General features: G+C 66.9%; 22 protein-coding genes and 1 pseudogene. 8 read left to right on the top strand and 15 right to left on the bottom strand.

The genetic code is table 11. From position 1 onward, the window contains the following. The 7 genes from WS45_RS34090 to WS45_RS26130 form a co-directional block, all read right to left on the bottom strand. Window positions 1–2,192: ESPR-type extended signal peptide-containing protein (locus WS45_RS34090; protein WP_257140627.1), on the bottom strand; the 2,192-nt coding region annotated here is incomplete at its 3' end. A 1,067-nt stretch (window positions 2,193–3,259) separates the two neighbouring features. Next, window positions 3,260–4,162, bottom strand: a complete 903-nt coding sequence (locus WS45_RS26155; RefSeq protein WP_059702437.1) for a hypothetical protein — start codon at window positions 4,160–4,162, stop codon at window positions 3,260–3,262. A gap of 92 nt (window positions 4,163–4,254) precedes the next feature. Continuing rightward, window positions 4,255–4,473 carry a hypothetical protein gene (locus WS45_RS26150; RefSeq protein ID WP_059534037.1) on the bottom strand — a complete coding sequence of 73 codons (219 nt, stop codon included), beginning with the start codon at window positions 4,471–4,473 and terminating at the stop codon, window positions 4,255–4,257. A 223-nt stretch (window positions 4,474–4,696) separates the two neighbouring features. Further along, complete coding sequence (locus WS45_RS26145) at window positions 4,697–5,347, bottom strand: NADPH-dependent FMN reductase (RefSeq protein ID WP_059702435.1); 651 nt, start codon at window positions 5,345–5,347, stop codon at window positions 4,697–4,699. Window positions 5,348–5,657: 310 nt separating this feature from the next. Further along, entirely contained in the window at window positions 5,658–5,963 is a 306-nt protein-coding gene (locus tag WS45_RS26140; RefSeq protein ID WP_059598866.1) for an NIPSNAP family protein, read from the bottom strand. Between the two features lie 332 nt (window positions 5,964–6,295). Further along, complete coding sequence (locus WS45_RS26135; protein ID WP_059702433.1) at window positions 6,296–7,648, bottom strand: DUF3999 domain-containing protein; 1,353 nt, start codon at window positions 7,646–7,648, stop codon at window positions 6,296–6,298. Continuing rightward, a complete protein-coding gene (locus WS45_RS26130) occupies window positions 7,645–11,052 on the bottom strand; it encodes a DUF2339 domain-containing protein (RefSeq protein ID WP_059702431.1) in 3,408 nt (1,135 codons plus the stop codon). Before WS45_RS26130 ends, WS45_RS26135 begins: the two co-directional genes overlap by 4 nt. Window positions 11,053–11,410: 358 nt before the next feature. On the opposite strand from WS45_RS26130, the pseudogene WS45_RS26125 reads away from it, so the two are divergent. From WS45_RS26125 to WS45_RS26110, 4 genes and pseudogenes are all read left to right on the top strand, one after another. Then, a pseudogene (locus WS45_RS26125) lies at window positions 11,411–12,820 on the top strand (quaternary amine ABC transporter ATP-binding protein); the annotation flags it as partial. After that, window positions 12,813–13,709: a choline ABC transporter permease subunit gene (gene choW, locus WS45_RS26120; protein ID WP_059702429.1), complete on the top strand. Its 897-nt coding sequence runs from the start codon at window positions 12,813–12,815 to the stop codon at window positions 13,707–13,709. The pseudogene WS45_RS26125 and the gene choW, both read left to right, overlap by 8 nt. A gap of 114 nt (window positions 13,710–13,823) precedes the next feature. Next, window positions 13,824–14,825, top strand: coding sequence for a GlxA family transcriptional regulator (locus WS45_RS26115; RefSeq protein WP_059534051.1), 1,002 nt, complete (start codon window positions 13,824–13,826; stop codon window positions 14,823–14,825). Between the two features lie 109 nt (window positions 14,826–14,934). Beyond that, window positions 14,935–15,882, top strand: a complete 948-nt coding sequence (locus WS45_RS26110) for a choline ABC transporter substrate-binding protein (RefSeq protein WP_059534053.1) — start codon at window positions 14,935–14,937, stop codon at window positions 15,880–15,882. Between the two features lie 136 nt (window positions 15,883–16,018). Here WS45_RS26110 and WS45_RS26105 read toward each other — a convergent pair whose 3' ends face one another. After that, on the bottom strand, window positions 16,019–16,444 hold the full coding sequence (locus WS45_RS26105) for a PACE efflux transporter (RefSeq protein ID WP_059702427.1): 426 nt from the start codon (window positions 16,442–16,444) through the stop codon (window positions 16,019–16,021). 158 nt (window positions 16,445–16,602) lie between these two features. Here WS45_RS26105 and WS45_RS26100 point away from each other — a divergent pair, with 158 nt between their 5' ends. Further along, window positions 16,603–17,526: a LysR substrate-binding domain-containing protein gene (locus WS45_RS26100; RefSeq protein ID WP_059702425.1), complete on the top strand. Its 924-nt coding sequence runs from the start codon at window positions 16,603–16,605 to the stop codon at window positions 17,524–17,526. Window positions 17,527–17,575: 49 nt separating this feature from the next. Here the strand turns inward: WS45_RS26100 and WS45_RS26095 are convergent, their stop codons facing one another. The 3 genes from WS45_RS26095 to WS45_RS26085 all read right to left on the bottom strand — a co-directional run bounded on the left by WS45_RS26095 (window position 17,576) and on the right by WS45_RS26085 (window position 19,573). Continuing rightward, window positions 17,576–18,724 carry a WD40/YVTN/BNR-like repeat-containing protein gene (locus WS45_RS26095; protein WP_059702423.1) on the bottom strand — a complete coding sequence of 383 codons (1,149 nt, stop codon included), beginning with the start codon at window positions 18,722–18,724 and terminating at the stop codon, window positions 17,576–17,578. Between the two features lie 56 nt (window positions 18,725–18,780). Then, the gene (locus WS45_RS26090; RefSeq protein WP_006749905.1) at window positions 18,781–19,050 is read right to left on the bottom strand and encodes a MoaD/ThiS family protein; all 270 of its coding nucleotides are present in this window, start codon (window positions 19,048–19,050) and stop codon (window positions 18,781–18,783) included. Window positions 19,051–19,174: 124 nt separating this feature from the next. After that, window positions 19,175–19,573 (bottom strand): nuclear transport factor 2 family protein, encoded by a 399-nt coding sequence (locus tag WS45_RS26085; RefSeq protein ID WP_059534064.1) that lies wholly within the window; start codon window positions 19,571–19,573, stop codon window positions 19,175–19,177. A gap of 78 nt (window positions 19,574–19,651) precedes the next feature. On the opposite strand from WS45_RS26085, the gene WS45_RS26080 reads away from it, so the two are divergent. Further along, a complete protein-coding gene (locus tag WS45_RS26080) occupies window positions 19,652–20,593 on the top strand; it encodes a LysR substrate-binding domain-containing protein (protein WP_059702420.1) in 942 nt (313 codons plus the stop codon). 28 nt (window positions 20,594–20,621) lie between these two features. On the opposite strand, the gene WS45_RS26075 is transcribed toward WS45_RS26080, so the two are convergent. Next, window positions 20,622–21,311 carry an aspartyl/asparaginyl beta-hydroxylase domain-containing protein gene (locus WS45_RS26075; protein WP_059702418.1) on the bottom strand — a complete coding sequence of 230 codons (690 nt, stop codon included), beginning with the start codon at window positions 21,309–21,311 and terminating at the stop codon, window positions 20,622–20,624. A gap of 203 nt (window positions 21,312–21,514) precedes the next feature. On the opposite strand from WS45_RS26075, the gene WS45_RS26070 reads away from it, so the two are divergent. Together WS45_RS26070 and WS45_RS26065 are read left to right on the top strand one after the other, a co-directional pair. Continuing rightward, window positions 21,515–21,859, top strand: coding sequence for a DUF4148 domain-containing protein (locus tag WS45_RS26070; protein ID WP_059702415.1), 345 nt, complete (start codon window positions 21,515–21,517; stop codon window positions 21,857–21,859). A gap of 71 nt (window positions 21,860–21,930) precedes the next feature. After that, window positions 21,931–22,206 carry a DUF4148 domain-containing protein gene (locus WS45_RS26065; RefSeq protein ID WP_059689009.1) on the top strand — a complete coding sequence of 92 codons (276 nt, stop codon included), beginning with the start codon at window positions 21,931–21,933 and terminating at the stop codon, window positions 22,204–22,206. 271 nt (window positions 22,207–22,477) lie between these two features. Here WS45_RS26065 and WS45_RS26060 read toward each other — a convergent pair whose 3' ends face one another. The 3 genes from WS45_RS26060 to WS45_RS26050 form a co-directional block, all read right to left on the bottom strand. Next, window positions 22,478–23,005 carry a cytochrome b gene (locus tag WS45_RS26060; protein ID WP_059534072.1) on the bottom strand — a complete coding sequence of 176 codons (528 nt, stop codon included), beginning with the start codon at window positions 23,003–23,005 and terminating at the stop codon, window positions 22,478–22,480. 70 nt (window positions 23,006–23,075) lie between these two features. Further along, complete coding sequence (locus WS45_RS26055) at window positions 23,076–24,527, bottom strand: ATP-binding protein (RefSeq protein ID WP_059702413.1); 1,452 nt, start codon at window positions 24,525–24,527, stop codon at window positions 23,076–23,078. Continuing rightward, the gene (locus WS45_RS26050; protein WP_059702412.1) at window positions 24,524–25,183 is read right to left on the bottom strand and encodes a response regulator; all 660 of its coding nucleotides are present in this window, start codon (window positions 25,181–25,183) and stop codon (window positions 24,524–24,526) included. The genes WS45_RS26055 and WS45_RS26050 overlap by 4 nt, the downstream gene beginning before the upstream one ends. Between the last annotated feature and the right edge of the window lie 246 nt (window positions 25,184–25,429).

Below are 25,429 nucleotides of genomic sequence, written 5' to 3'. Positions count from 1 at the left end.
GCTGCTGCGGCGGTGCTGTTGCCGAGATTGTCGGTCTTGGTCGTGACCGTGCTGAGGCCGGTGGACAGCGAGCTGATACCCGTCGACGTGGAGGTCGACAGCGAAGCGACCGAGCTGTTGGTCGAGCTGAGGCCGGTCGACAACGAGTTGATACCCGTCGAGGTCGAAGTGGACAGCGAGCTGATCGAGCTGTTCGCCGACGACAGACCGGTCGACGTGGACGTCGACAGCGAAGCCACCGAGCTGTTGGTCGAGCTGAGGCCGGTCGACAGCGAGTTGATGCCCGTCGAGGTCGAGGTGGACAGCGAGCTGATGCCGGTCGAGGTCGACGTCGAGAGCGACGAAATCGAGCTGTTCGCCGACGACAGACCCGTCGACGTGGAAGTCGACAGCGAAGCGACCGAGCTATTGGTCGAGCTGAGGCCGGTCGACAGCGAGTTGATACCGGTCGAAGTCGAGGTGGACAGCGAGCTGATCGAGCTATTCGCCGACGAGAGACCGGTCGACGTGGAAGTCGAGAGCGAGGCGACCGAGCTGTTGGTCGAGCTGAGCCCCGTCGACAGCGAGTTGATGCCCGTCGAGGTCGACGTGGACAGCGAGCTGATCGAGCTGTTCGCCGACGACAGACCGGTCGACGTGGAAGTCGAGAGCGAGGCGACCGAGCTATTGGTCGAGCTGAGGCCGGTGGACAGCGAATTGATGCCGGTCGAGGTCGAGGTGGACAGCGAAGCCACCGAACTATTGGTCGAGCTGAGACCCGTGGACAGCGAGTTGATGCCCGTCGAGGTCGACGTGGACAGCGAGCTGATCGAGCTATTCGCCGACGACAGACCCGTCGACGTGGAGGTCGACAGCGAGGTCACCGAGCTGTTGGTCGAGCTCAGGCCGGTCGACAACGAGTTGATGCCGGTCGAGGTCGAGGTGGACAGCGAAGCCACCGAGCTGTTGGTCGAGCTGAGGCCCGTGGACAGCGAATTGATACCCGTCGAGGTCGAGGTCGAGAGCGACGAGATCGAGCTATTCGCCGACGACAGACCCGTCGACGTCGAAGTCGACAGCGAAGCCACCGAACTATTGGTCGAGCTCAGCCCGGTCGACAGCGAGCTGATCCCCGTCGAAGTCGACGTGGACAGGCTGGCAATGCTCGACGTCGTCGTACTGGCGACCGCATAAAGCTGGCTGCCGTTGATCGCGTCCGTGCTGGTCGCGCTGACCAGGCCCGCGGCGACGTTCTGAATGCGCCGCTCGGCCCCGGCCGCGCCGACGCTGACCACGCCGGCGGCGGAACTCGCGCCGGCGTAGGTGCCGAACGTCTGGCTGCCGATCGTCGTGCTGCTGACGGAACCCGTGCCGCCGGTCGCCGTGCTCGCGGTGCCGTTCGTGACGGCATTGGAACCGAGTGCGACCGAACCCGCCACGCTGGCGTTGGCGTTGGTGCCGAAAGCCTGGGCGTTGGTGGCGCTGGAGACGGCGCCATCACCGATCGCGGTACCGAAGGCGCCATTGACAGTCGAGCCACGACCGACGGCGATACCCGACGTGGCGGTCGATCCGACGGACGATTGTCCGCCGATCGCGATGCCGTCCGATGCGGCCGATTGCGCGCCCTTGGTTGCGTTGCTGCCGATCGCGATCGAACCCGCACCGGATGCGATGGTCGAGTTTGCCTGCGACAGCGGCGTCGTGCCGTTGCCGCCCGCGCCGCCGATTGCGACCGAGTTCAGCGCGTTTGCGGTCGAGCCGAAGCCGAGCGCGGTGGAGCCGGTGCCGCTGGCGGTCGTTTCGAGACCTGTCGCCACACCCCACAGGGCTGCGGAGGATTGCATGCCGGTCGCGACGGCGCCGTTGCCAGTCGCTTGCGCAAACGAGCCGTATACCGTGACGCCGGTGAAAAGGTTGCCGTTGGAGTTACAGCCTGCGACGACCGAATAGGTGCCCGAACCGTCCCCTGCCTGATTCGACGTGCCGCCCGGGTTCACGCGGCCGACCGCGCCGCTGCTTCCCGTGAAACAGGTCTGCTGCGTGTTGAGCGTGTTGGCCTCCGCGAGCGCGGGGAGGCCCAGTGCGAGCACGGCGGCGGCCGCGACCACGACAGCGGATTTGTTCGGCTTGCCCCGTGCCGAATCATGTTCGGATGCAGCGACCCAGGCGCCGAGGGCTTCGTTCCAGATCGAGCGGTATGTGCGGTTCATGTCCTACTACCTCCAAATAAGCACGCCACACACCGGTCTCTTTCGTTAGATGAATCTGCCGTGCGTTCGCGCGAATCTCAAAATTGATGGGCGGAGTTTATTTGAGGTGCTATTTTGAGATTGACAAACAGTGATAAATGGAGCGTTCGTAAAGTTAAAAGATGGTTAATGCATCGCGTTTTGATGCATTCGACTGTAAGAGATTTGAAAATAAGTGAAATGTCGAGTGAAGGGCGCCGCTGGGTGCGGCGGATGCTAAAAAAATCTATAAAAATCAACGCAATGCGTGTTTGTTGTGTGCCGCACCGCACATTGGATGTCACGAAAAGTAAGACAAATGAAAAGGCAAACGTTTGCGGCAAACGTTAGCCTTTCTGCATTGTAATGTTTGGTGGGACGCTAGCTCGGATCGATCGAACGACCTTGTTAATTTGTTAATTTGAGATTTAAAGCGGATTTTCAATTGCATTTGCCGGGTTTTCTTAAAAATAAAAAAGCATGAAGAAAGGGTTGTTCGGCTATGCTGGTTTGCGCATTTCGCCGGCCGTGCTGGCCCGTGGGGCGGGCCTTCCCCGGTGGCCAGCGTCACAAAGTTGTAAAAAAGTGCTACAGGCGCATTGACCCGACTATTGGGATTCCTGTTTGGAATCTGCTCTATTGACGAATTTCATGTGATGGGTTCGGAGGCGAATTGGACGACGAGCCGGATCGTCCACGACGACGGTCGGAGGCGCCCAAGTTGCGGACGCCGGGAGCAGCGAGCAGGAAACGTCAGATTTGAGCCACGGTCACTCGACCCTGCTGGCCAGGATGGGCATGCGGCGGGAGGAAAGACGACGCGCAAGCGCGTCGGACGAGCGCTTTCGCGTGGATGGGTGCGCGCTGGCTGACATGACGCCGCGCGCGAATCGAGAGACACGAGCTGGCGGGTTGCCCGTTTTCGTCCGAAAGGGGATGTCGCCGTGCGGATCACGGTCGTGGCCGCACGTCGAGGTTGCGCCGCCCGGTCCGGGCGACGCAGTATATCGTCCCGGACAAGACGCCGCCCGCCACCTGCGGCCGCGGCCTTATTTCTTCAGGAATCGCAGCGCGAGGCGCGCCATGCGCGGCACGAACATCGGGCGCAGCAGCCGTTTGTCGTACCCGGCCATCCGGCGGTCGTTCTCGCTGAGGCACAGTTCGATCAGTTCGCGCGGGTTGAGTGCATCGCCGATGTCGGCGGTGCTCGTCGCCGGAAAGTTCGCGTCGTGCGCGACGCCGTCCGCGTCGATCCCGCGCGCGATACCGATGCGTTCCCGGATCAGGAACGCCCACACGGCCGCGACCCGTGCGAAGAACCACGGCCGGCGCCACCACGGCAAACTCCGCCAGTACCACGCATACCAGTTCACGAAGAACAGGATGTGCCGGCCTTCCTCCTGGATCACGGGTTCGAAGGTGTCGACGAGTTCGGGCGGGAAATAGCCGGAGCGCTGCGCGGAGCGGAACAGGCCGAACGCGAAGAAGCTGTCGATGCACTCGCTGAAGCCGGTCACCATCCACGACCACTCGGGGTCGTTCGGCGCCGGATAGGGCGGCTCGGGGGCGAGCGCGATGCCGTATGCCCGCACCAGCTTCGACAGCACGACCTTGTGCCGGGCCTCCTCGGCGCCGTCCATCTCGAGCGCCCGGCGCAACAGCGGATCGCCGACGGTCGCCGCGAAGGTGGCGACGCGGATCGACGCGCGGCCTTCGGTCTGCACGGCGATGTCCCAGATCGGCAGCGACGTGAGCCGCTTGAGTTCGTCGGGCTTGAGCGGCGGCCAGTCGATGACGGCCGGTTTGTACGGGTTGTGTGTATCGAGCAGCATGCGGCAGAACATCTGCCTGTGCGCATCGGAACCGATCCTGACCGGACCCTGAAGCTCGAAGGTCCAGTTGCGCATGGCGTGATCTGCCGCTGCGTGGTCTTCCTGCAGCGTGTCGGACATGGCTGTTGTTATGCGATTACGAGTCGAAAGATTCTTGCATAGCTTTCGTAATCGCGTATTTTCGAGCCGGCCCGCGCTGCCGTGCGCTGCGCTCAGGCCTGCGTGTCGATCCAGAGGCGTCCCCAGCGGGACGCATACGCGAGCGCGTGCTCCTCTTCGAAGAAGAAGTCGATCGCGTCGAACGACACGGCGCGCGGCGACGGACCGCCGCTTGCCTTCTCGATCGTCAGGTTCGCGGCGAACAGCCCGTTCGGCAGCCGGGCGGCAGCGGGGGCGACTTCGTAGCCCTTGTAGCGGATCGTGCGGTTCATGGCGTGCGCATGGAAGGTTCGGGCTTTCAGCGTACGAAAACCCGCGGCGCGCGTGAACCAATCTTTCGGCCAATGCAAATCACGTGGCGGGCAGGATCGTTATCGGCGCGGGGAGACGGCATGAAGCAGGCGGCGATGGCGCGATGCGCACCGCACCGTCGGACACGCGCGCCCGCGCGCGGCGAACGTCGTCGGCCGGGCGCGGGCGGCGGGGAGGCTGGGGTTAGTGGTTGGCGATCTTCAGCACGGGCGCGAGCGCGTCGACCGATGCGGCATGCGTGGCCGCGCGATGCGACGCGAACGCGAGCGCGAATTCGGCTGCCTGCGAGCCAACGGTCTCGAGCTGTGCGACGACCTTCGGATCCGAGCAGCTGTCGGCGCTGTCGAAGCGCGTTTCGAGCGTGTTCACGGTGGCGCCGAACGGGGTCGGCCAGCCGCGCAGCGCGTGGACGATCGACCGCAGCGACGTCAGCACGGTGCCGGCGGCCTGCCAGCCGTAGGCCGTGACGATCAGGCCGACCGCGCGGCCGTCGAGGTACGGGCGCTCGTCGGCGCGCAGTTCCTCGAGCGTATCGAGCGCGTTCTTCACGAGGCCGGACACGCCGCCGTGATAGCCGGGCGTCGCGATGATGATCGCGTCGGCTTCGCGCACGGTGTCGATCAGCTCTCGCTGCGCCTCGGTCAGCGTCTTGTGTTCGGGGGCGTAGTGCGGCAGCGTATGCAGGAACGGGCCGTCGAACAGTCGCGTGCGTGCGCCGGCGGCCTGCGCGCCGCGCAGCGCGAACGACAGCGCGCGTTCGGTCGACGACGCGGCTCGGGTGGTCCCGCCGATGCCGACCACGAACGGGCGGCGGTGTTGATCGAATGCAGTCAAGGGGCGCTCCTTGGGGATGGCTTGCCCGGCTAAGCACAGGCTTAAAACCAGATGGTAACGACCCCGCCGCCACTCTGAAAACGACTTTTCGTTCTATCGATATGCCATGCACACGGGTCGAGCGTGCGCGCGGCGACGCAGATCGATAGCAGAAATGCTTGGTTGGGACGGCGTGCCGCGCTCGATAAGATGGGCCCGTCTCCTCCATGATGTCTCTACTGACATGGGTTGGCCCCGCCACGCGGATGCAGGCGGGGCTTTTTTTCGTCCGGCGCCGGAAAGCGGGGCGACGCGCGGGCGTGATGCGGCGTTACGCGAACACCGGCCGGAAAAAGCTGCGCTCGTAGCTGACGATGCAGCGCGTTTCCTCCGCATACCGGAACGCGGCCTGGCAGGCGGGATCGGTTTTCGAGCGTTCGCGGTAGCGCTCGTATTCGGCGAGGCTCGGGAACGAGAACATCGCGAGCGCGATATTGCTGGCGCCTTCGGAAGGCAGGAAGTAGCCGTGGTGCGTGCCGCCGAATTGCTCGACGAGCGGAATCCACATCTTGCCGTAGGTTTCGAACTGTTCGAGTTTGTACGGATCGATGACGTAGCGAAGGAAGCAGGTGACCATGGGCGCTCGCGGTGCTGTGGAGGATCAGCGAGTCTGGAGCGCGTCACGGGGCGTGTCAACGAGGAGCTGGCCGCGCTCGCGCCGGCTTCGTGCATCGCGGGCAAGGTTTCGCGCGTGCCGGCTTGCGTCGACGCCGATGCGTGCGTCACGAACTGCTTGCGGGCGCAACGATCGGTGAATCCGGTCAGTGATGCGAAGGCGTCGAACCCATGAGCATGCACGCCGTCGCGCCATCGTTCCGCTTCGATCTCGCGTGATTTTCACGACATGTTTCTTGCGACGCCTCGCGGCGCGCGGCTGCGGCCTGATTCGTCGTGCCGGCGTGGCCTGCCTCAATCGTCGCGTGTGTGCGTGTCGCCGCCGCCGCGCGCGAGGCGCCATGCGATCGTGCCGAGCACGCCGACCGCAACGACCAACGCCACCCACAGCACGTAACGGCGGATCGCATCCTTATCGGCGGCCGGCTCCGGCGGGGCCGCCGAAACCGGCAGTGCCGCGCCGACGCGCGCGGGCCGCACTTCCGGCGCCATCCCGACGAGCAGCGCATCGCGGCCCACGGCCGACGACGACAGCGACGCATTGCCGACGCCGAGCGTGAACGGCGGCGTGCCGCGCGCGACGAAGGTCAGGGCGGCCGGATGCCAGCCGACCGCGACGGCAGGCTGGCCACCGCCGAGACCGCCGTTGCGCATGTCGACGACGATTCGCCATGCGCGATCCGGATTCGACGCGAACGCCAACGGCGGGTTGCGCTGTTCGCCACCCTTGCCTTGCAGCCGGAACAGCACCGCGTCGGCAACGTCGCGCCACGGCGTCTGCGCGCCGGGGCGACTCTGTATCGTTGCGCGCGCAACCGTATTAGGTTGTGGAAGGTCGATGCGCACGCGGTCGACCGGATAGGCGCCGTCGGTGTCGAACAGATACTCGCCGGGCGCGCTGCCGGCGCGCACGTGCACGGCTTCGCGCCATTGGCGCGGCACGGCCGCGCTGTCCGCCGTGCGTGCATCGTGCGGTTGCGTTTCGATCTCGATCGACCCGATCGTGGGTGCGCCGTCGAGCCAGTCGAGCCGCAGGTAGCGCGGCCCCGTGCCTTCGAGCGCGATGCGTTCCTGCATCAACATGTCGCCGCCGCGCCCCACCTTCAGCAGTTGCGTGCTGCCGAGCGAGCGCCAACTGCGCAGATCGTCGCTCGCCGCGACCGCGACACGCCCCTGGTAGCTGTCGTCGCTCACGTGCACGAGCAGTGCGTCGACCTCGCCGTCCGCGTGCGACAAGTCGACGAGATCGGCCGCATGCTTCGCGCGGGCCGGCGCGGTGACGGCCGCGCGCAGCGAGCCGTCCGGCGCAACCGACACGCCGAGCGGCGCAGGCCCGTCGTCGGCGCGCGCCGGCGGCAACGGGAACCAGTGCACCGGCGTGCGCGACGGCGGCACGGCCGCCGCCGTCGGCGCATCGAGCGAGTAAGGCACGGGCTCGCCGGTGCCGTTGAAGATGCGCACGTCGCCAAGATCGTCGCGCCGGCTGGCCGCATAGACGGCCTGCGGCACGGTGAGCTGGTAATACGCGGCGCTGCCGTCGAGATCGAGCGAGAAGCGCTGGGCAACGCGTTCGGCGCCGGGCGTGCCGTCGGCCGCCGCGAACGACGTCAGCAGGCTCAGGCCGAGCAGGGCTGCGAGTCGTTTCATGGCTGGCGATCGTCCCGTTGGGCCGCGGCCTTCGGCGGCAGCGGCGAGAAATAGCCGATCAACAGCAGCAGGATGCCGATGCCGATGAACGACACGATGCGTTCGATGCCGGTGACGTGCGACAAGTCGAACAGGAACAGCTTGATCACCGTGAGCGCGAGCAGCGCGGCGCCGACGAACCACAGCGGACGCAACCCGCGGCGCGTGGCCCAGATCATCGTCGCGAGCGCGCAGAGCGTCCAGTACACGGAAACCGACGCCTGCACGAGCGTCGATTCCGCCATCGCATCGAATGCGTACGGCACGCCGGTCCAGTGATGGAGCGTGCGCAGCAGGATCGCGTTCAGCCACAGGAAGGCCGTCGCGCCGGCCGCGCCGAGCAGCTCGACGCGGTAGTTGCCGAACGACCAGCCGAGCTTGCGCGCGCGCACGAACCACGACGCCGCGAGCGCATAGACCACCACGAGCACGAGGTCGAGCGGATTGAGCAGCGGGACGCGCGCCCAGCTGCCGCCGTCCTGCGTGAAGTTCGCGTAGAAGGTCCAGACCCACATCACGACGATCAGCGGCAAGGACGCGAGCGCGCATACGCGCGCGATGCCGTCGCGGCGCGTCAGCCACATGCCGGCGAACGCGAACAGGCTCCAGCCGACCATGAACACCTGCTGGATGCCGAACGACGACAGCACGGCGTCGATGTCGTAGGCAAGGTGGAAACGGTGATGCAGCGTGCGCAGCAGCAGCGCGTTGAACCACAGGAACACGGTCGCGAGCGCCGCCAGGTCGGCCGCGAGTGGATGCCAGCCGACACCGAGCGTCTTCAGGCGGCGCAGCCAGGTGGCGAACGCGACGAAGATCAGCAGTTGCGCGACGTCGAGCGGATTGAGCAGCGGCAGCCAGAACAGCGGCGACGCATCGCCGTCGCTCGTCACGCTGGCGATGCTCCACAGCCACAGCAGCGCGGCGAGCGGCGCGGCGCCCCACACCTGATACGCACGCGGGAACGCGGCGACGGGCCAGCGCAGGCGGGAGCCGGGGCCCGAAACCAGCAGAAGCAGCGCGCCGAAGCCGTAGGCCCACGCGCTCCAGCTCCACGCGCCTTCGGGCACGAACGCGCGCAGGCGCCAGAAGCCTTCGAGCGAGAACAGCCCGCACAACGTCCAGAACATCAGCGTGTGCAGCGGCGCGATCACCGGCGTGGGGGTGACCGCCACGGCCGACGTGCCCGTCGCGCCCGTCGCACCTGTGGCCGAACTAGCCGCCACCGTGCCGCGCGACTGACGCAGCAGCAGCGCATAGCAAGCGACGACGGCGATCGGCCACGCGAACGCGCCCATGCCCGACAGTGGCGCCTCATGCGCATCGAACGCGCGCAGTGCGAGCAGCGCGAGCACGGGCGTCAGCGCGAGTGCGGGCCATTCGGCGATCGGCCAGGCGAGCTTGCGGCGCGCGATATGTGCAAGCCATGCGGTGCCGGCTGCGAACAGCGCGGTCGCGTCGACGACGAAGCGGTCCGCATGCAGATCGACGTGGCGGCTCGCATAGACGAGGATCTCGTGCAACCCGCTGCTCAGCCACCACAGCAGCCCCCAGGCCGCGGCCGCCGCGCCGACGTCCGGCATCCATGCGTGCCACGCACGCGCCTCGTCGCGCCCGTGCAGCCACCAGCCCGTGAACAGCCCTGCGAGCGCGATCAGCAGCATTGCGATGTACGGGCTGTTGAGCACCGGAAGCGCGTTCGTGTCGGTCGGCCCGAGCAGGCTCGTGAAGAATGCGCCGGCCGCGGCGATCTGCATCAGCAGGCCGAAGCCGAACGGCGCAAGGCGTTTCTCGCGCACGCCGACCCACACGATCGCCGCGCCTTCGATCGCCCACGCGGCACTCGTCGTCGGGCCCGAAAATGCGAGCGGTACCGCGAGCGTCGCGAAGATCACCGCCAGCGCGAGCATCGCCTCGAACAGCAGCGCGAGACGATCGCGGCGCCGCGCGAGCCATGCGGCGACCGCGACGTAGAACGCCGACAGCGCGACCGCGCTCCACGCGAGCCCGAACGGCATGCCCTTCACGAGCGATGCCTGCAACGCCGTGGCGACGATCGGGGTGCCGAACACGAGCGTGCCGTCCACGTAGTGGCGCAGCGCCAGCTCGCGTTTCACCGCGTACAGCAGCGCGATGCCGACGTACATCAGGAAGAACAGGATCAGGAAAGGCTCGGTGGTCGCGAACAGCGCGGGGCGGTATGCCGTCACGCCCCACGCGGAGCCGATCGTGTACGTGAACACGAAGCCGAGCAGGTTCAGCGGACGCCACGCCTTGAACCATGCGATCGCGAAGATGCCCGCATTCAGCAATGCGTAGTAGCTGAACAGCGCGACATGGCTGCCGTGGCCGGTCGACAGCAGCACCGGCGCGAGGAAGCCGCCCGCGCTGCCCATGAATGCAAGCGGCAGCGCGTTCTGCTTCACCGCGAGGAACGCGCTCAGCGCGCACACCGCGACCATCAGCGGGAACGCGGCGCCGACCGGCAGCAGCGCGTAGAGCTTGGTCGCGGCGAAGATCGTCAGGTACAGGATGCCGATGCCGCCTCCCTGCAGCACGAGGCCGTATGCCGCGCGGCGCGCACGCACGCGCCAGCCGATCGCGAGCAGCGCGGCCGCGGCGAGTGCCGTGCCGGCGAGGCGGAATTCGATCGGCAGCATGTTGTTGTCGGCCGCGTACTTGAGCAGGAACGCGACGCCGAAGAACAGCACGATGATGCCGACGCGCACGACCGTATTGCCGCCGAGCAACCAGTCGCGTGCGGCGCGGAACGCGCGTTCGGCGATGCCAGGTTCGCGGGGTGTCGGCGGGGCGGGCGGGGTGGATGGTGAAGTCGTCGCGGGCGGATTCGCGGGCGCGCCGGCAGCGGCGGTCGCTTCGCTCGTCCGCGTGGCGACGGCCGGTGCGGGGGCCGGGATGGACGTCGACGGCGGCGCGTCGGCGCGCGCGACGGCCGGCTGCACGGACGGCCGCGGCGGCATCGAGGCGGATGCAGGCGTGACCGAGGCGGGCGTCGCCGGTGGCATTTGCGCGGCGCTGCCGGCCGTGGCGGCACCGGCCTTCGCGCCCGCGAGCTGACCACGCAATACGTCAAGCTCGCGCGTGAGCGCGTCGACCGTCGCTTCGAGGCGCGCGACGCGGTCGGCGAGCGGCACGGGAGCGGGCTGCGGTGTCGCGGGATTGGCGTAAATCGCGAACGCGTCGGATAGCGCGTCGCCGCTCTTGCGCTTGCGTTGCTGGAGCGCGTGACCGAGGCAGAACCCCGCCGCCGCGCCGAGCAGCGTGCCGCTGGCGGCGGAGAAATCCCCGAACAATGCGGCGATACCGCCCACGATGAAACCGATTGCGGCAAAAGCCCAATTCATCGCCTTGCTCCCTCTCTCATTTCGTTATCGTCCTTCGATCGGTGCACGGCCCGATCGAGGCTGTTTCAGTATGGCCGGCAGGCGAACCGGCATGCGCACGCCGTCGGCGCGGCGCCACGCCCAAGGCGCGCGGCGACGTCGCGATCAGTGCGATTGCCGGCAATGTATCACAATGGCCATGGGGGATTTTCTGGGTTGCGGGCGGGCGGCGAAACGTGCCTGTCGCACGTTCGCGATGCGGGTTTTCGTACGATCATTCTTTTCGCACGAAGAGGACGGGCGACGCCGTCCGATCGGACGTGGAATTGTCGCAAAGCGACGCGCTGCTTCCGCGGGTTGGCGCAAAACGGCGCCGTTCGCGCGTCGCGCTGCTGCGCACAAGCCGCGCCCGGGATGCCCGCCGTTATTGGCTGTGCGCGTATTGCGCTGCCGCAATCGAGTGCCGCCGGGCGCTGTGCCCCGCGTGGCGGGGCTGCCGGGTGTGTCGTATTTGCGCAAGCGTTTGTCGTAATTCGTCGGCAGGTCGGGGTTTTTTCTGGCAACTATGTAGGCACGCTATGACACGCGTGAGTCCCCGCTACACGAGGAGAAGGTTTCGATGGATGCCCCCAAGGTCGTGGTCGAAGGTCTGTGCAAGGTATTTGGAAGCAACCCGCAGCAGGCGCTCGACATGCTCGCTGCCGGCGCGACGAAAGACGATGTGCTCAAGCGTACCGGTCAGGTCGTCGGTGTGCACAACGTATCGTTCGACGTGCAGGAAGGCGAAATATTCGTGCTGATGGGCCTGTCCGGCTCCGGCAAATCCACGCTGATCCGCCTCGTGAACCGGCTGGTCGATCCGAGCGCCGGCAAGGTGCTGATCGACGGGCTCGACGTCGCGTCGGCACGCCGCTCCGCGCTGACCGCGCTGCGCCGCAAGGACATGAGCATGGTGTTTCAGTCGTTCGCGCTGATGCCGCATCGCAGCGTGGTGTCGAATGCCGCGTTCGGCCTCGAGGTCGCAGGCGTCGGCAAGAAGGAACGCGAACGCCGTGCGATGGAGGTGCTCGAGCAGGTCGGCCTCGCACCGTTCTCGCACAAGCTGCCGTCCGAGCTGTCGGGCGGCATGCAGCAGCGCGTCGGCCTGGCCCGCGCGCTGGCCGTGAACCCGTCGCTGATGATCATGGACGAGGCGTTCTCCGCACTCGATCCGCTCAAGCGCCGCGAAATGCAGGACGTGCTGCTGCAACTGCAGAAGGAACAGCGCCGCACGATCATGTTCGTGTCGCACGATCTGGAAGAGGCGCTGCGCATCGGCAACCGCATCGCGATCATGGAAGGCGGCCGCCTCGTGCAGGTCGGCACGCCGCAGGACATCATCGCGAATCCGGCGGACGACTACGTGCGCGCGTTCTTCGACGGCATCGACACGAGCCGCTACCTGACGGCGGGCGACCTGATGCAGACGGGCGCCGTGCCGACCATGTCGAAGTGCGATGCCGCGAACGTCGCGGCGACGCTGAACGGCAGTGCCGAATACGCGTTCGTGCTCGACGCCGCCCGCAAGATCCGCGGCTTCGTCACGCGCGACGCGATCGGTCAGGACACGCCGTCCGTGCGGCCGATCGAAAGCATCCGGCGCGATGCGTCGCTCGAACATGTCGTCGCGCGCGTCGTCGCGAGCCCGAATGCGCTGCCCGTCGTCGACGACGACGGCTGCTACTGCGGCTCGGTCGACCGCGCACTTATCCTGAAGGCCATCACGCGTTCGCGAGGCTCCCATGTCTGAAATGATTCCGCTCGGTAGCTGGGTCGACCAGTCCGTTCACTACCTGCTCGACCATGACGCGGCGACGTTCGATACGATCGGCCGCGCGATCGAGGGCCTCGCCGCATTCGTCGAGCACAGCCTGCAGGCGATCCCGATGTGGCTGATGATGGCGATCTTCATCGGTGTCGGTCTGTGGCGCGTGGGCTGGCGCTTCGCACTGTTCACCACCGGGTCGCTGCTGCTGATCTTCGCGACGGGCTTCTGGGACCAGACGGTCATCACGCTGGGCCTCACGCTGTCGTCGACGATCATCAGCCTCGTGCTCGGCATTCCGCTCGGCATCTGGGCGGCGAAGAGCAAGTGGGTCGCCGCGATCGTGCGTCCGATCCTCGACCTGATGCAGACGATGCCGGCGTTCGTGTACCTGATTCCGGCCGCGATGCTGTTCGGTCTCGGCCGTGTGCCGGGGATCCTGTCGACGGTGATTTTCGCGATGCCGCCGGCCGTGCGCCTGACGAGCCTCGGCATCCGTCACGTGAACCGCGAGATCGTCGAAGCCGGCCAGGCATTCGGTTGCACGCCGTGGCAGCTGCTGTACAAGGTTCAGTTCCCGAACGCGCTGCCGTCGATCATGCAGGGCGTGAACCAGACGATCATGATGGCGCTGTCGATGGTGATCATCGCGTCGATGGTCGGCGCGGGCGGCCTCGGCAACGACGTGCTCGCAAGTATCCAGCGCCTCGACATCGGCCTCGGCTTCGAAAGCGGTCTGTCTGTCGTGTTGCTCGCGATCATTCTCGACCGCATCACCGAGAGCTTCGGCCGCGCGCCGGGCACCGTGAAAGCACCGCTGTTCTCGGGCCTGAAACAACTGTTCCGCGCGAAGGCCACGCCCGCGCAAGCGTAAGCAACCGGCGGCCGGTTCGCCTTCCGGCCGCCTCCCCCGATTCGATACCGGCTTCCGTGGCGTGTGCCACGGGGCTGGCTGTGTGCAACCTGCTCAATTCGCCAGGAGCCCGATGTGACGTCCGCCGCCGCTGCCGCCGTGCCCGCCGCTTGCGTTTCACCGGTTTCGTCCCTTGCCCATTTCGGCTTCCTGACGCTGCCGAACTTCTCGATGATCGCGTTTTCGAGCGCGGTCGAAGTGCTTCGGATGGCGAACTACGTCGGGCGATCCGATCACTACAAGTGGTCGATCTATTCGCTCGACGGTGCGCCCGTGCATGCCAGCAACGGCATCGCGGTGCGTCCGACCCAGGCGCTCGACTACACGAACCTGCCGGACGTGATGATCGTGTGCGGCGGGATCCACATCCGCAACGTGGTCGACGACGGCGCGCGCGACACGCTCGCGGCGCTCGCCGAACGCGGGCTGCCGCTGGGCGGCATCTGCACCGGTGCGTATGCGCTGATGTCGGGCGGTCTGCTCGACGGCTATCGTTGTACCGTGCACTGGGAGAACTTGTCCGCGCTGCATGCGGAGTTTCCGCAGGTCGGATTCGCCGACGAGCTGTTCGTCGTCGATCGCGACCGGCTCACCTGCACCGGCGGCACCGCGCCGCTCGACCTGATGTTGAACCTCGTCGGCATGCGTTTCGGCCAGCAGCTCGCCGCGCAGGTGTCCGAGCAGTTCATCCTGGAGCGCATCCGCAGCTCGACCGACACGCAGCCGATTCCCGTCGATGCGCGCGTCGGTTTCTCGCGCGCGGAGCTGATCGAGGTCGTGCGGCTGATGGAGGCGAACATCGAGGAGCCGCTGTCGCTCGAGGAACTCGCGCGGCTCGTGCGACTTTCGCAACGGCACCTGCAGCGGATGTTCAAGGTTTATCTGAACGTGTCGCCCACTCACTATTACCTGACGCTGCGTCTGAAACGCGCGCGCGACCTGCTGCGCACGACCGACGCATCGATTGCGCGCGTGACGACGACGTGCGGATTCCATTCGCCGTGCCATTTCAGCAAGGCGTATCGCGCGCAGTTCGGTCACGCGCCGAGCTACGAGCGACGGTTGCCGGGGCGCTGACACGACCCGCGCGAGACATTCGGTCCGCGACGCCGCCGGGATCTCGGCGCGCGGTTTCAACACTCGATCCCGCCCCATGAAAAACGACGTCACTTTGAGGAGAAGACAGATGAAGCGCCTATTGATCGCAGCGGCATGCGGGATCGGGATTGCAGCACCGATGTCGGCGGTTTATGCGGCCGACCCGCCCGTGTGCAAGAACGTGCGCTTCGCGGACGTCGGCTGGTCCGACATCGCGGCCACCACGGGCCTCGCATCGACGATGCTGCAGGGTCTCGGCTACACGCCGACCAAGACGATCGCGTCGGTGCCGATCACGTTCGCGGGCATCAAGAGCAAGCAGATCGACGTGTTCCTCGGCTACTGGTCGCCGACGATGGATCCGATCATCCAGCCGTTCACGAAGGCCGGCACGATCAAGGTGCTCGCCACGCCCAACCTGACGGGCGCGAAATACACGCTTGCGGTGCCCGACTACGTGTACCAGGGCGGCCTGAAGTCGTTCGCCGACATCCAGAAGTTCGCGGACAAGCTCAACGGCAAGATCTACGGGATCGAACCGGGCAACGACGGCAACCTGCTGATCAAGAAGATGATCGACGGCAACCAGTTCGGCCTCGGCAAGTTCAAGATGGTCGAGTCGAGCGAGGCCGGGATGCTGGTCGAGGTGAATCGCGCGATCCGCGACAAGCAGTGGATCGTGTTCCTCGGCTGGGAACCGCATCCGATGAACGTGCAGATGAAGATCGACTACCTGAGCGGCGGCGACGACGTGTTCGGCCCGAACTACGGCGAAGCGAAGGTGCTGACCGCGACGCCGCCCGACTACGCGCAGCGCTGCCCGAACGTCGCGAAGTTCGTGTCGAACCTTCAGTTCACGACGACGATCGAGAACCACGTGATGGTGCCGATCATGAACAAGGAAGACCCGAACAAGGCCGCGGCCGAGTATCTGAAGGCGAATCCGCAGGCGCTCGACAAGTGGCTCGCGGGCGTGACGACGATCGACGGCAAGCCGGGCCTGCCGGCGGTGAAGGCGTATCTCGGCGTGCATTGAGCGACCGGACGAGCGGCGCGCCGGCCGAAGGTGGCGCGCCGGCGTGATGAAACGCGGCCCTCCCGCATCGCGCGGGCGGGCCGCGTCGTTTTCGGGTCGAGAGTCGATTGGCGAATCGCCGCGCCGCGAACCAACGTCACGATTCCTTCGTCGCCGCCGGGACGTCGAACACGCGATCGAACGCCCACTGGAACACGAACGCGTAGCAGAAGAAGAACGCGAACAGCCCGATGTCGACGACGAACGCGTCGAACCACGAGATGTCGAGCCACCACGACACCACCGGCACGAGGATGAAGATCAGCCCGCCCTCGAATGCGGTCGCATGCAGGATCCGCCGCGCGAGCGTGCGCCTGGGCCGACGGCGCGACGCTTCCCAGCGCTCGAACAGCGCGTTGAAGATCATGTTCCACAGCAACGCGATCGCGGACATCGTCGCCGACAACGCGCCCGAATAGACGAGGCTTTGGTTGAAGATCGCCGCGATCGCGGGCGAGATGCAGGAGATCGCGATCGCTTCGTAGAGCAGCGCCTGCGTGATCCTGCGCGGTAGGCCTTGCACGTTGTTTCTCCGGTTCGACGGTGGCTCGACGGTCGCTTGCGCAGCACGGCGCCGCGACGTCCCGCAAGGCTACGTGCGTTGCGCGAGCGCTTCAATTCACCTAATCTCACCCGGATTGAATCGAATTCAACCCGGCCGGACCCGGCCCGAGAGGCCCCGTGTTCTCGAAAATTCCCCTGACCGCATTGCGTGTATTCGAGTCGTCGGCACGGCTCGGCTCGTTCAAGGCCGCGGCGGACGAGTTGTCCGTGACGCCGGCGGCCGTATCGCATCAGATCAAGTCGCTCGAAAGCCGGATCGGCGTGCTGCTGTTCGAACGCGGCGCGAGCGGCGTGCGGCTCACGGAGGAGGGCGAACGGCTGTTTCGCGCGAGCCACGATGCGTTGCTCGCGCTGAGTCGCGGGCTCGACGCGGTGCGGCCCGAAGCGGCCGACGAGCGCACGCTCGTGCTGACCACCACGCCCGCATTCGCCGCGATGTGGCTGATTCCGCGTCTCGGCCGGTTTCGGCAGGTCGATCCGCAATTGAACATCAAGGTCGAAACCGGCAATACGCTCGCCGATCTCGACCGCGACGCGCGAATCGATCTCGCGATTCGCGCGACGTCGCGCACGTTCCCGGCGCTGCACGAGATCGCATTGATCGACGAGTATTTCGGCGCGTATGCGGCCACCGGGTTCGATGCGCATCGTTCGGACGAGCGCCTCGATTTGATCGAGACGGTGTGGGATACGCCGTTGCCGATGTCGATCGATTGGGCGTCGTGGTGTCGTGCGGCGGGCCGGGAAGCGTGGCTCGAGCGCGCGGTGTTCCGGCATTACGACGACGAGCACTACGCGTTGCAGGCCGTGTTGCACGGCCAGGGCGTCGGGCTGCTCAGCTCCGTGCTGGTCGCCGAGCATGTCGAGCGCGGCGCGCTGATGCCGATCGAGCCGTCGGTGCGGCTCGCCGGCGCACGCTTCGTCGCGCTGTGCCGGCCCGGGCGGGAACGCGAGCCGCAGGTCAGGCGGTTTCTCGACTGGCTCGAAGCGGAAATCGCGCGCACGCGTGGGGCGGTCGCACGGATCGCGCCGCATGTGTGACGCAACGGTCAGGCGCTTCCATTGCGCTGCGACGCGTGCGAATCGTTCGTTACCCGAAACGCACGCAATACACCGGCGGCAAATGCGCGGAGACCTGCCGCCAGTTGTCACCGCCGTCGCCCGACGTCCATAACCCGCCCGTCGTCGACGCCATCGCGAGATGCGTGCCGGAGTCGTCCACCGCGAGCCCGTGCCGATACACGAGGTCGTAGGCCGGCGCGGGCGGCAGCCCGTTCGACAGCGTCTCGAAGCTGCGGCCGCCGTCGCGTGTGCGCGTGACGACGAACCGGCCGTTCACCGGAATCCGGCACGCATCCTTCACGGCCGGCACGAACCACGCGGTGTCGGGATCTGCCGGATGCACGGCGACCGCGAAGCCGAAGCTCGACGGCTGCGCCTCGATCCGCTGCCAGTGCGCGGCGCCGTCGGTCGAGCGGAAGATCGCGCAGTGATGCTGGGTCCACAGCACATCGGGCGCGGCTGCGCACTGGACGACGCGGTGCGGATCCTGCACGTTGGGTTCGCCGCGCCGCTCGGGCGGCATGTAGTCGGCTTCCATGCCGTCGGCGCTGACGCGCCAGGTCGCGCCGCCGTCGAAGGTCTGCCAGACGCCGCCGCACGAAATCCCGATCGTCACGTGCCGGCTGTCGCGAGGATCGATCATCACCGAATGGATGCCGGCGGCATCGTAGCCGCCGCCGAACCACTCGGCGCGCTCCGGGCGGTCCCATAGCGCGCGGTTGAGCACCCACGAATCGCCGCCGTCGTCGGAGCGGAACAGTCCGCCCGGTATCGTGCCGGCCCACAGCACGCCCGGCTCGTCGGCGCCGCCGGCTTCGAGCGACCAGATCTGCTGAAGCGTCCACGGTGGGCGCGGCGGGGCCGGCGCTTCGTCGTCCGAATCGCCGGCGCCCGCGTGGGCGCCGGCATCGGCGCGAGGCGTGTCGGCGGGCTGCGGCGGATAGACGGGCACCGCACATTCCTCCCATGCGGCGGCATCGGCGCACCGGCGATGCAGCTTGACGCCGAAATGGCCGAGATTGAGCGCCGCATACAGCGTGCCGTCGCGCGGGTCGGCCAGCGCCATGCTGACCGGTTCGCCGATGAAGTGCGGCTCGCCGAGCGACCAGCCGCCGTTGCCGTCGGCGTGCAGCACGAACAGGCCCTTGCGGGTCGCGACGAGCAGTCGATCATTCATGTCGGGTGTCTCCAGTTGGTCCGACCGGGCACTTGCTTCGATGGAGATGCGTCCCTTTATCCGCCGGACAGCGCCTGCACGACATAGACGCGGCTGGCATCGCCGAGCGCGTCGGACAGGTGTTGCCGGTCGCGCACCGGCTGGCCGTCGATGAACACCGACAGGTGCTTTCGCAGCGCACCCTGGTCGTCGACGATATAGCCGCGCAGCCGCGGCTGCTCGCCGAAGACGGTTTCAAGCGCTTCGCCGAGCGTCCGTGCGTCGATGTCGCGCTCGGGCGTGTCGATATGGCGCTGGATCGACGCCGCGAAGAAGAGGTGGGCCATGGTAGTGGCTGGCAGGAGCCGCGCGGGGGGACGGTCTGTAGTGTAGGCGATCGATCGGGCCAGCAGCGGCATTTGCGGTACGGCCGGCGGCGCGGCGACGTTGCTGCGCCGCGCAACGATCCGGCTATGCGTACTTGTCGCCGACGGTACTTCGCACCGGATGCGTGTCGTAGATGATGACCATGCGCTCGATGCGCGCGTCGTCGTCGAATTCGAAGACGTCGACGCACTCGAACCGCACCTCGGCGCCGTCCTTCAGTCCCCAGTCGTAGACGAAATAGCCGGTGGCCCGACGCGCGCCCGTCGTGCTGACGCAGATGTCGATCGGCGTGATCCGGCTTTGTCCGGATGCCGCCGCGACTTTTTCGAAAAAGGGCCGCGGCGCCATCCAGCCGAGAAACGGCGAGAATATCCGCGCATCCGGCGCGAACAGCGCGCAGATCTCGGCGACGTCGCCGCGTTCGAGCGCTTTCAGGTAGGTATCGACCTGCCGCGTATATAGTGCGTCGGACGACGAGACCATGGTATTTCTCCGTTGATTGATGACGAGCCGTCCGCGACAGCCGTCGCGAGCCGGTTCAACCACGATAGCGATGCAGCGATGACCGAACAAACGAATAATCCGCAACCCGGGTATGCCGCCCGCGCATATCCGCTGGCGGATCTCACGCGTGCGCTGCCGCCGTTGACGGCGTTCCAGGCGTTCGTCGCCGCCGCCGAACTCGGCAGTTTCAACCGGGCGGCCGAGCATCTGTGCCGGACCCAAGGTGCGGTGAGCCGTCAGGTGCAGCAACTGGAAGCGCACTACCGGTGTGCGTTGTTCGTTCGTCATCCGTCGGGATTGACGTTGACCGCGGAAGGCGGCGCGTTGCTGACGGTGGCCATCGACGTGCTCGCGCAACTGGCGCGACACGCGCATGCCCATGCGCATGCCGCGTCGACCCTGACGTTGCGCCTGCCATCCACGTTCGCGATCCGGTGGCTGCTGCCGCGGCTGTCGGCGCTCAATCACGCGTTGCCGCGAACCGAATTGCGCATTCACACGTCGGCGGACGACGCGCCGGATTTCACCGACGCCGATTTCGATGCCATCGTCGTGCGCGGTACCGGAAACTGGGCGGGAATGGTGGCGGTGCCGCTGTTCGACGAGTGCCTCACGCCGATGTGTACGCGCGGGATCGGTGCGTCGTTGAAGTCGATCGCCGATCTCGCGCACGCGACGCTGCTGCATCCCGCACGCAATCGCGACGAATGGCGATGCTGGCTCGACGCCGTCGGCGCAACGCGGATCGACCCGGACACCGGGCTCGTATTCGATACGCTCGAACTGACGTTGACGGCCGCGGCTGACGCGCACGGCGTCGCGATCGGCGATCCGCGCATGGCGGCGGACCGGCTGGCAGGCGGCGCGCTGGTCACGCCGTTCCCGGAGGTGGTGCGCAACGGCCTCGGTTACTACCTCGTCTACCCGACGCAGCGCGCCACGCAACCCGCGATTCAAGCGCTCGCGGAGGTCCTGACGCGTCTCGCGCGCGAGGATTGACCGCGACGGGCGGGCGCCGTGCGGTTGGCTAGACCGGGATCGATCGCCCCCGCATCCGGATTCCGAGCCGCACGACGCCGATCACCGCATTCGACAGCCACGTCAGCAAGCGCGGCATGCCGCGCCGTCGGATATCGAGCAGCAGCACGATTCGCACGGCGTCGCTGTCGTTCCACACCTCGTGCTCGAACGTGTCGTCCCACAGCAGGAAGCGGCCTTCTTCGAGCCGGTATTCATGGCCGTCGATCTTCAGCACCGCGGCCGGCGTGCCGTCGGCGCGCTTCGGCATCGACAGCACGAGATAGCCGCGCAGGATGCCGCGGAACGGTCCGCGATGCGGCGGGATGTGTTTGCCGGGCGCGAGGAACGACAGCGACGCGGACAACACGTCCGGCGATGCCGCGACGATCGATTCGACGGTCGGGCAACGCGACAGGTTGCGCGGGAACGGCTGGCCGTACGCCTGCATGATGAACATCCGCCAGTCGCGTGCATCGTTGGCGGAGATGTCGTGCTGCTCGCGCATGATCTCGTGGAAGCGCGGGATGCGCGGCAGGTCGCGCGCGACGGCCAGCGCTTCCGCGCGAATGGCCGGCCACGCGCGGACGAATCGCTCGGCGTCGGGGAACATGGCCGAGTCGAGCACGGCACCGCTGTCGATATGACGGTCGAACAGCGTGCGAAGCAGGCCGGCTGCATAGTCGTAAGCGACGGACATGATCGAGGCGCGATCCACAAGGTGTCGTCAGTCTGCCCCACGCGCGGTGGGGCCTGCGTTACGTCAGGTTACGCCGGCTGACGAAAGAATGACAGTTCGATGAATGTCCTGCGCAAGCGGTTCGCCATTCCGGGAATAAACGGGCACCCCGCGTCGTCATACGGGTGTAGCACGTCGTTTCGTTGACTTCCGAAGGAGTGAGCATGAATACGCATTGGCTGGTGGCCGCCGTGGTGGCGGCGATGTCCGTCGCGAGTGTCGCGACGCCTGCGTCGGCACAGGCGCTGACGCGCGCGCAGGTCAGGCAGCAATTGATCGACGCCGAAAACAACGGGCTGCGCTTCGTGACCGATACGTCGTATCCGGACGTGAGTCCGCTATTCCGGCAGCAGGCCGAACAGATGCCTCGGCATCAGGCCGAAACCGCGGTCGGCAGCGATCCGGCCGCGACTTCCGATGCGGGAAGGCCGACGGTACTGCCGTCGCGTCCGCGCTCGGCCGCGTGCGTGGGCCCCGAGAGCTTCTGCACGCCGTATTTCGGAAGCTGAAGAAGCGGGCCACCGCGGCCGGCCCGGCATCCGCGAAGGTTGATCGGCACGTAACATTGAAGGAGTTCATGATGAAAACTTGTATCGCACTACTGATGATGATCGGCGTGGTATCCGGTCAGTCTGCATTCGCGCAATCGAATGCGCCGCTCACGCGTGCACAGGTTCGCGAGGAACTGATTCGTCTGGAAGCGGCGGGCTACGATCCGTCGAAGGGGGACGACGGAGAATATCCGGCGGACATTCAGGCCGCGCTGGCGAAGGTCGCCGAGCAGGATCGGGCAAGGATGGCGGCTTTGCCCGCCGCGCCCGCGCCGGCCGCCGTCATGCCGGCGCAGACCGACTGACTAGGTGCCGACATGTACGTCTGTGTCTTCGGGCCGACGTGCTCGCGGTACGGCAATACGCACGCCGTTCGCGGCACGCGGCCTGGCCGAACCGCACGGACGGCGAGGCCGTCGATCGCGCGCCGCTTCGCGCGGCGCCGCGATCAGCGCGTTGCCCGATTCCGATGGGCGCGCAGGTGGATTGCAGGGTGAGTCGCGATGCAGGCGAGCGCGCGATCCGTCATTGCCGGATCGCTGCCTGCGATGGTGCGCCACGGCGCAGGTGGCGAGATTACCAGGGCATCATCCGTTGCATGACGCCGTCGCGCAGGACGAAACGATGCGCGACCGCGGCCGCGACGTGAAGGCAGATGCCGCCGAACAGCACCCACGCGAGGATGCCGTGCACGTCGCCCATCGCGTGCCCGAATCCCGAGCCGGCCGCCGACAGCGCCGGCAGCGGGACGACGCCGAACAGCGTCACGGCCCATGCGCGCGACGACGCATTGATCCAGCCGAGCAACGGCACCGCGATCAGCAGTGCATAGAGTCCGAAGTGCGTTGCGCCGGACACCGCGCGCATCGCGGGCGACAGTTCGTCGGCGGGCGGGCGATGCGTCACGCGCCAGAGCACGCGGCAAGCCATTGCGGCAAGCAGCGCGGTGCCCACGATCAGGTGCGCGGCGATCAGGCCGACCGGTTGCGTGTCGCGATGCACGTCGGGCATCGTCCAGCCGATTGCATATTGCGCGACGACCAGCGCCACGATCAGCCAGTGAAGAAGGCGTGCGACTGCGTCGTATCGTGCGGTTGTAGACATGAAAGCTCCTGGCAAGCGGATGAGGACCGTATCTTCCGGCGGATTTTACGGCCGAATCCTTAACGAAACGTTAAGCGTGCGGTCGCGCACCGGCTTCGATCGATAACGCCTGCGTGCGATCGATCCGGGCGGATTCGGCCGACGGCATCGAGATCGTGACGCCGAGGCCGTGGCCGCCGATGCCGGGCCCGAATTGCACGGTGCCGCCGAAGTATTGCGCGATGCGCTGGACGATCGACAGCCCGAGCCCGCTGCCGGGCAACTGCGTGCCCACGCCGCGATAGAAACGATCGCCGAGCCGCTCGTGCTCGCCGGGGGCGACGCCGGGCCCGTCGTCGCGCACGACGATGCGCTGCGCGGCGCCGTCGTCGTGTACGTCGATCTCGATGCGGCCCCCCTGCCGGCCGTACTTGACCGCGTTGTCGAGCAGATTGTCGAGCAGGATGCCGAGCAGGATCGGATCGGCCTGAATCGCTCGCCCCGGCGTGCCGCTGGCGACGATGGCGATGCTGTGATCCGACGCCTTCGCGAGATGCCGTTCGATGGCCGCGTCGACCAGTTCGCGGACGACGACGGCGCGCACCGGAATGCGTTCGTATTCGTCGAGCCGCGCGAGCAGCAGCAACTGTTCGGCGAGACGCGCGCTGCGATCGACGCCTTGCACCACGCGCTGCATTGCGAGCTGTTTGCGCGTCGGATCGTCGGTCGCGAGCGCGACCTGGGCCTGAACCTTGATCGCGGCCAGCGGCGTCTTGAGTTCGTGCGCCGCGTCGGACGTGAATGCCCGCTCACGCACGATGGACTGCCGCAATCTGGCGAGCAGGCGGTCGATCGCGTCGACCAGCGTGCGGACTTCTTCCGGAACGGTCGTGACGCCGAGCGGTTCGAGCGAGCGCGCATCGCGCGCGCCGATCAGCGTCGACAGCGTTTTCAGCGGCGCGAGACTGCGCGCGATCAGGAACCAGAGCAGCAACGCCAGCACCGGGAGCGCGACGATCAGCGGCCAGACGATGCCGCGCGCGATGCCCGTCGCGAGATCGCTGCGCGTGTTGGCCGGCTCCATCACTCGTATCCATCGGCCCGACGCGTCGTCGCGCAGCGTGTGCGTGCGCCATTGCGCGCCGCGCACGACGATCGTTTCGGGGGTGTCGCTTCGGCCGGCTGCATCGGGCCGGCCGGGGGCGTCGACCGGCAGGCTCGACGCGATGACGTTGCCCCGCGCGTCGCGGACTTCGAACAGTACGTCGCGCGGCAGACGATCGCCGTCGTTGTCCCGCGCGGCGGCCGACGTGCCGTGAGCCAGTTCGATGCGCGCGTCGGGCGGGAAGCGGGCGAGGCGGTCGAGGTCGGCCGGCGCGAGGTCGACGAGCAGCGACGCATATTCGACGAGACGGGCGTCTTCCCATTCGCCGATCTCGCGTGTCGCGTGCCGGAAGCTGCCGAACACGGCGACGATCCAGACGACGGTCACGCAGCCGAGCGCCATCGCCGAAACGCGGCGCCGTATCGAGCGCGAGATCATGGTTTGTCGACGACGTAACCGATGCCTCGCACCGTCCGGATCAGTTCCGCGCCGAGCTTCTTGCGCAGGTTCGAGATGTGGACCTCGATCGCATTGCTTTCGATGCCTTCCTGCCATCCGTAGAGGCCGTCCTCGAGACGCGCCCGCGACTGGGGCATGCCCGCATGACTGACGAGCTGAACGAGGATGGTCCATTCGCGTGACGTCAGCGCGATGCGCGCGGCATCGCGTGTCACCGTTTGGGTGGTCAGGTCGATCGTGATGTCGCGCCACACGATCTCGTCGCCGGTGCGACCCTGGGAGCGGCGCACGAGCGCGCGGCAGCGGGCGAGCACCTCGGACAGCTCGAACGGTTTCGCGAGATAGTCGTCGGCGCCGTCGTCGAGGCCGCGGACCCGATCGGCCACGGTGCCGCGCGCGGTCAGCACGAGCACCGGCGTGGTATCGCCCGCGTCCCGCATCGCACGCAGCAGTTCCGTTCCCGATTTGCCGGGCAAGCCGAGATCGAGGACGACGAGGGCGAAGCGCGTCGTTGCGAGCGCGGCGGCGGCGGCGTGACCGTCGCGCAGCCAGTCGACCTGATAACCGGCCTGACTCAGGCTGATTTCGAGGCCGCTGCCGATGAGGTCGTCGTCTTCGACAAGGAGGAGTCGCATGGTCGATTCGTGTGCAGATACACGCAATTGTACGAGCCGGACTGTGCGCGTCGTGCAACGGATTGTAATTGCGCTCCCTCAAATATCGCCCGATTCTGAAGATCGCTTAAGGTTCGGCGCCGGCATTCCGGCTACGATCGGCCTCAACATTTCTCGGGTCGAACTCCGCTTCCCCTGATCCCCGAACCGGGTTCCGCGCGTCCCGCACGCGCTTGCCCGTCCACCCCCGCGACCGTGTCGATCGAA

It is taken from the genome of Burkholderia sp. RF2-non_BP3 (assembly GCF_001522185.1).
GTDB lineage: Bacteria > Pseudomonadota > Gammaproteobacteria > Burkholderiales > Burkholderiaceae > Burkholderia > Burkholderia diffusa.
The sequence above is the reverse complement of the archived record's forward strand: the minus strand, read 5'-3'. Positions and strand labels throughout refer to the sequence as shown.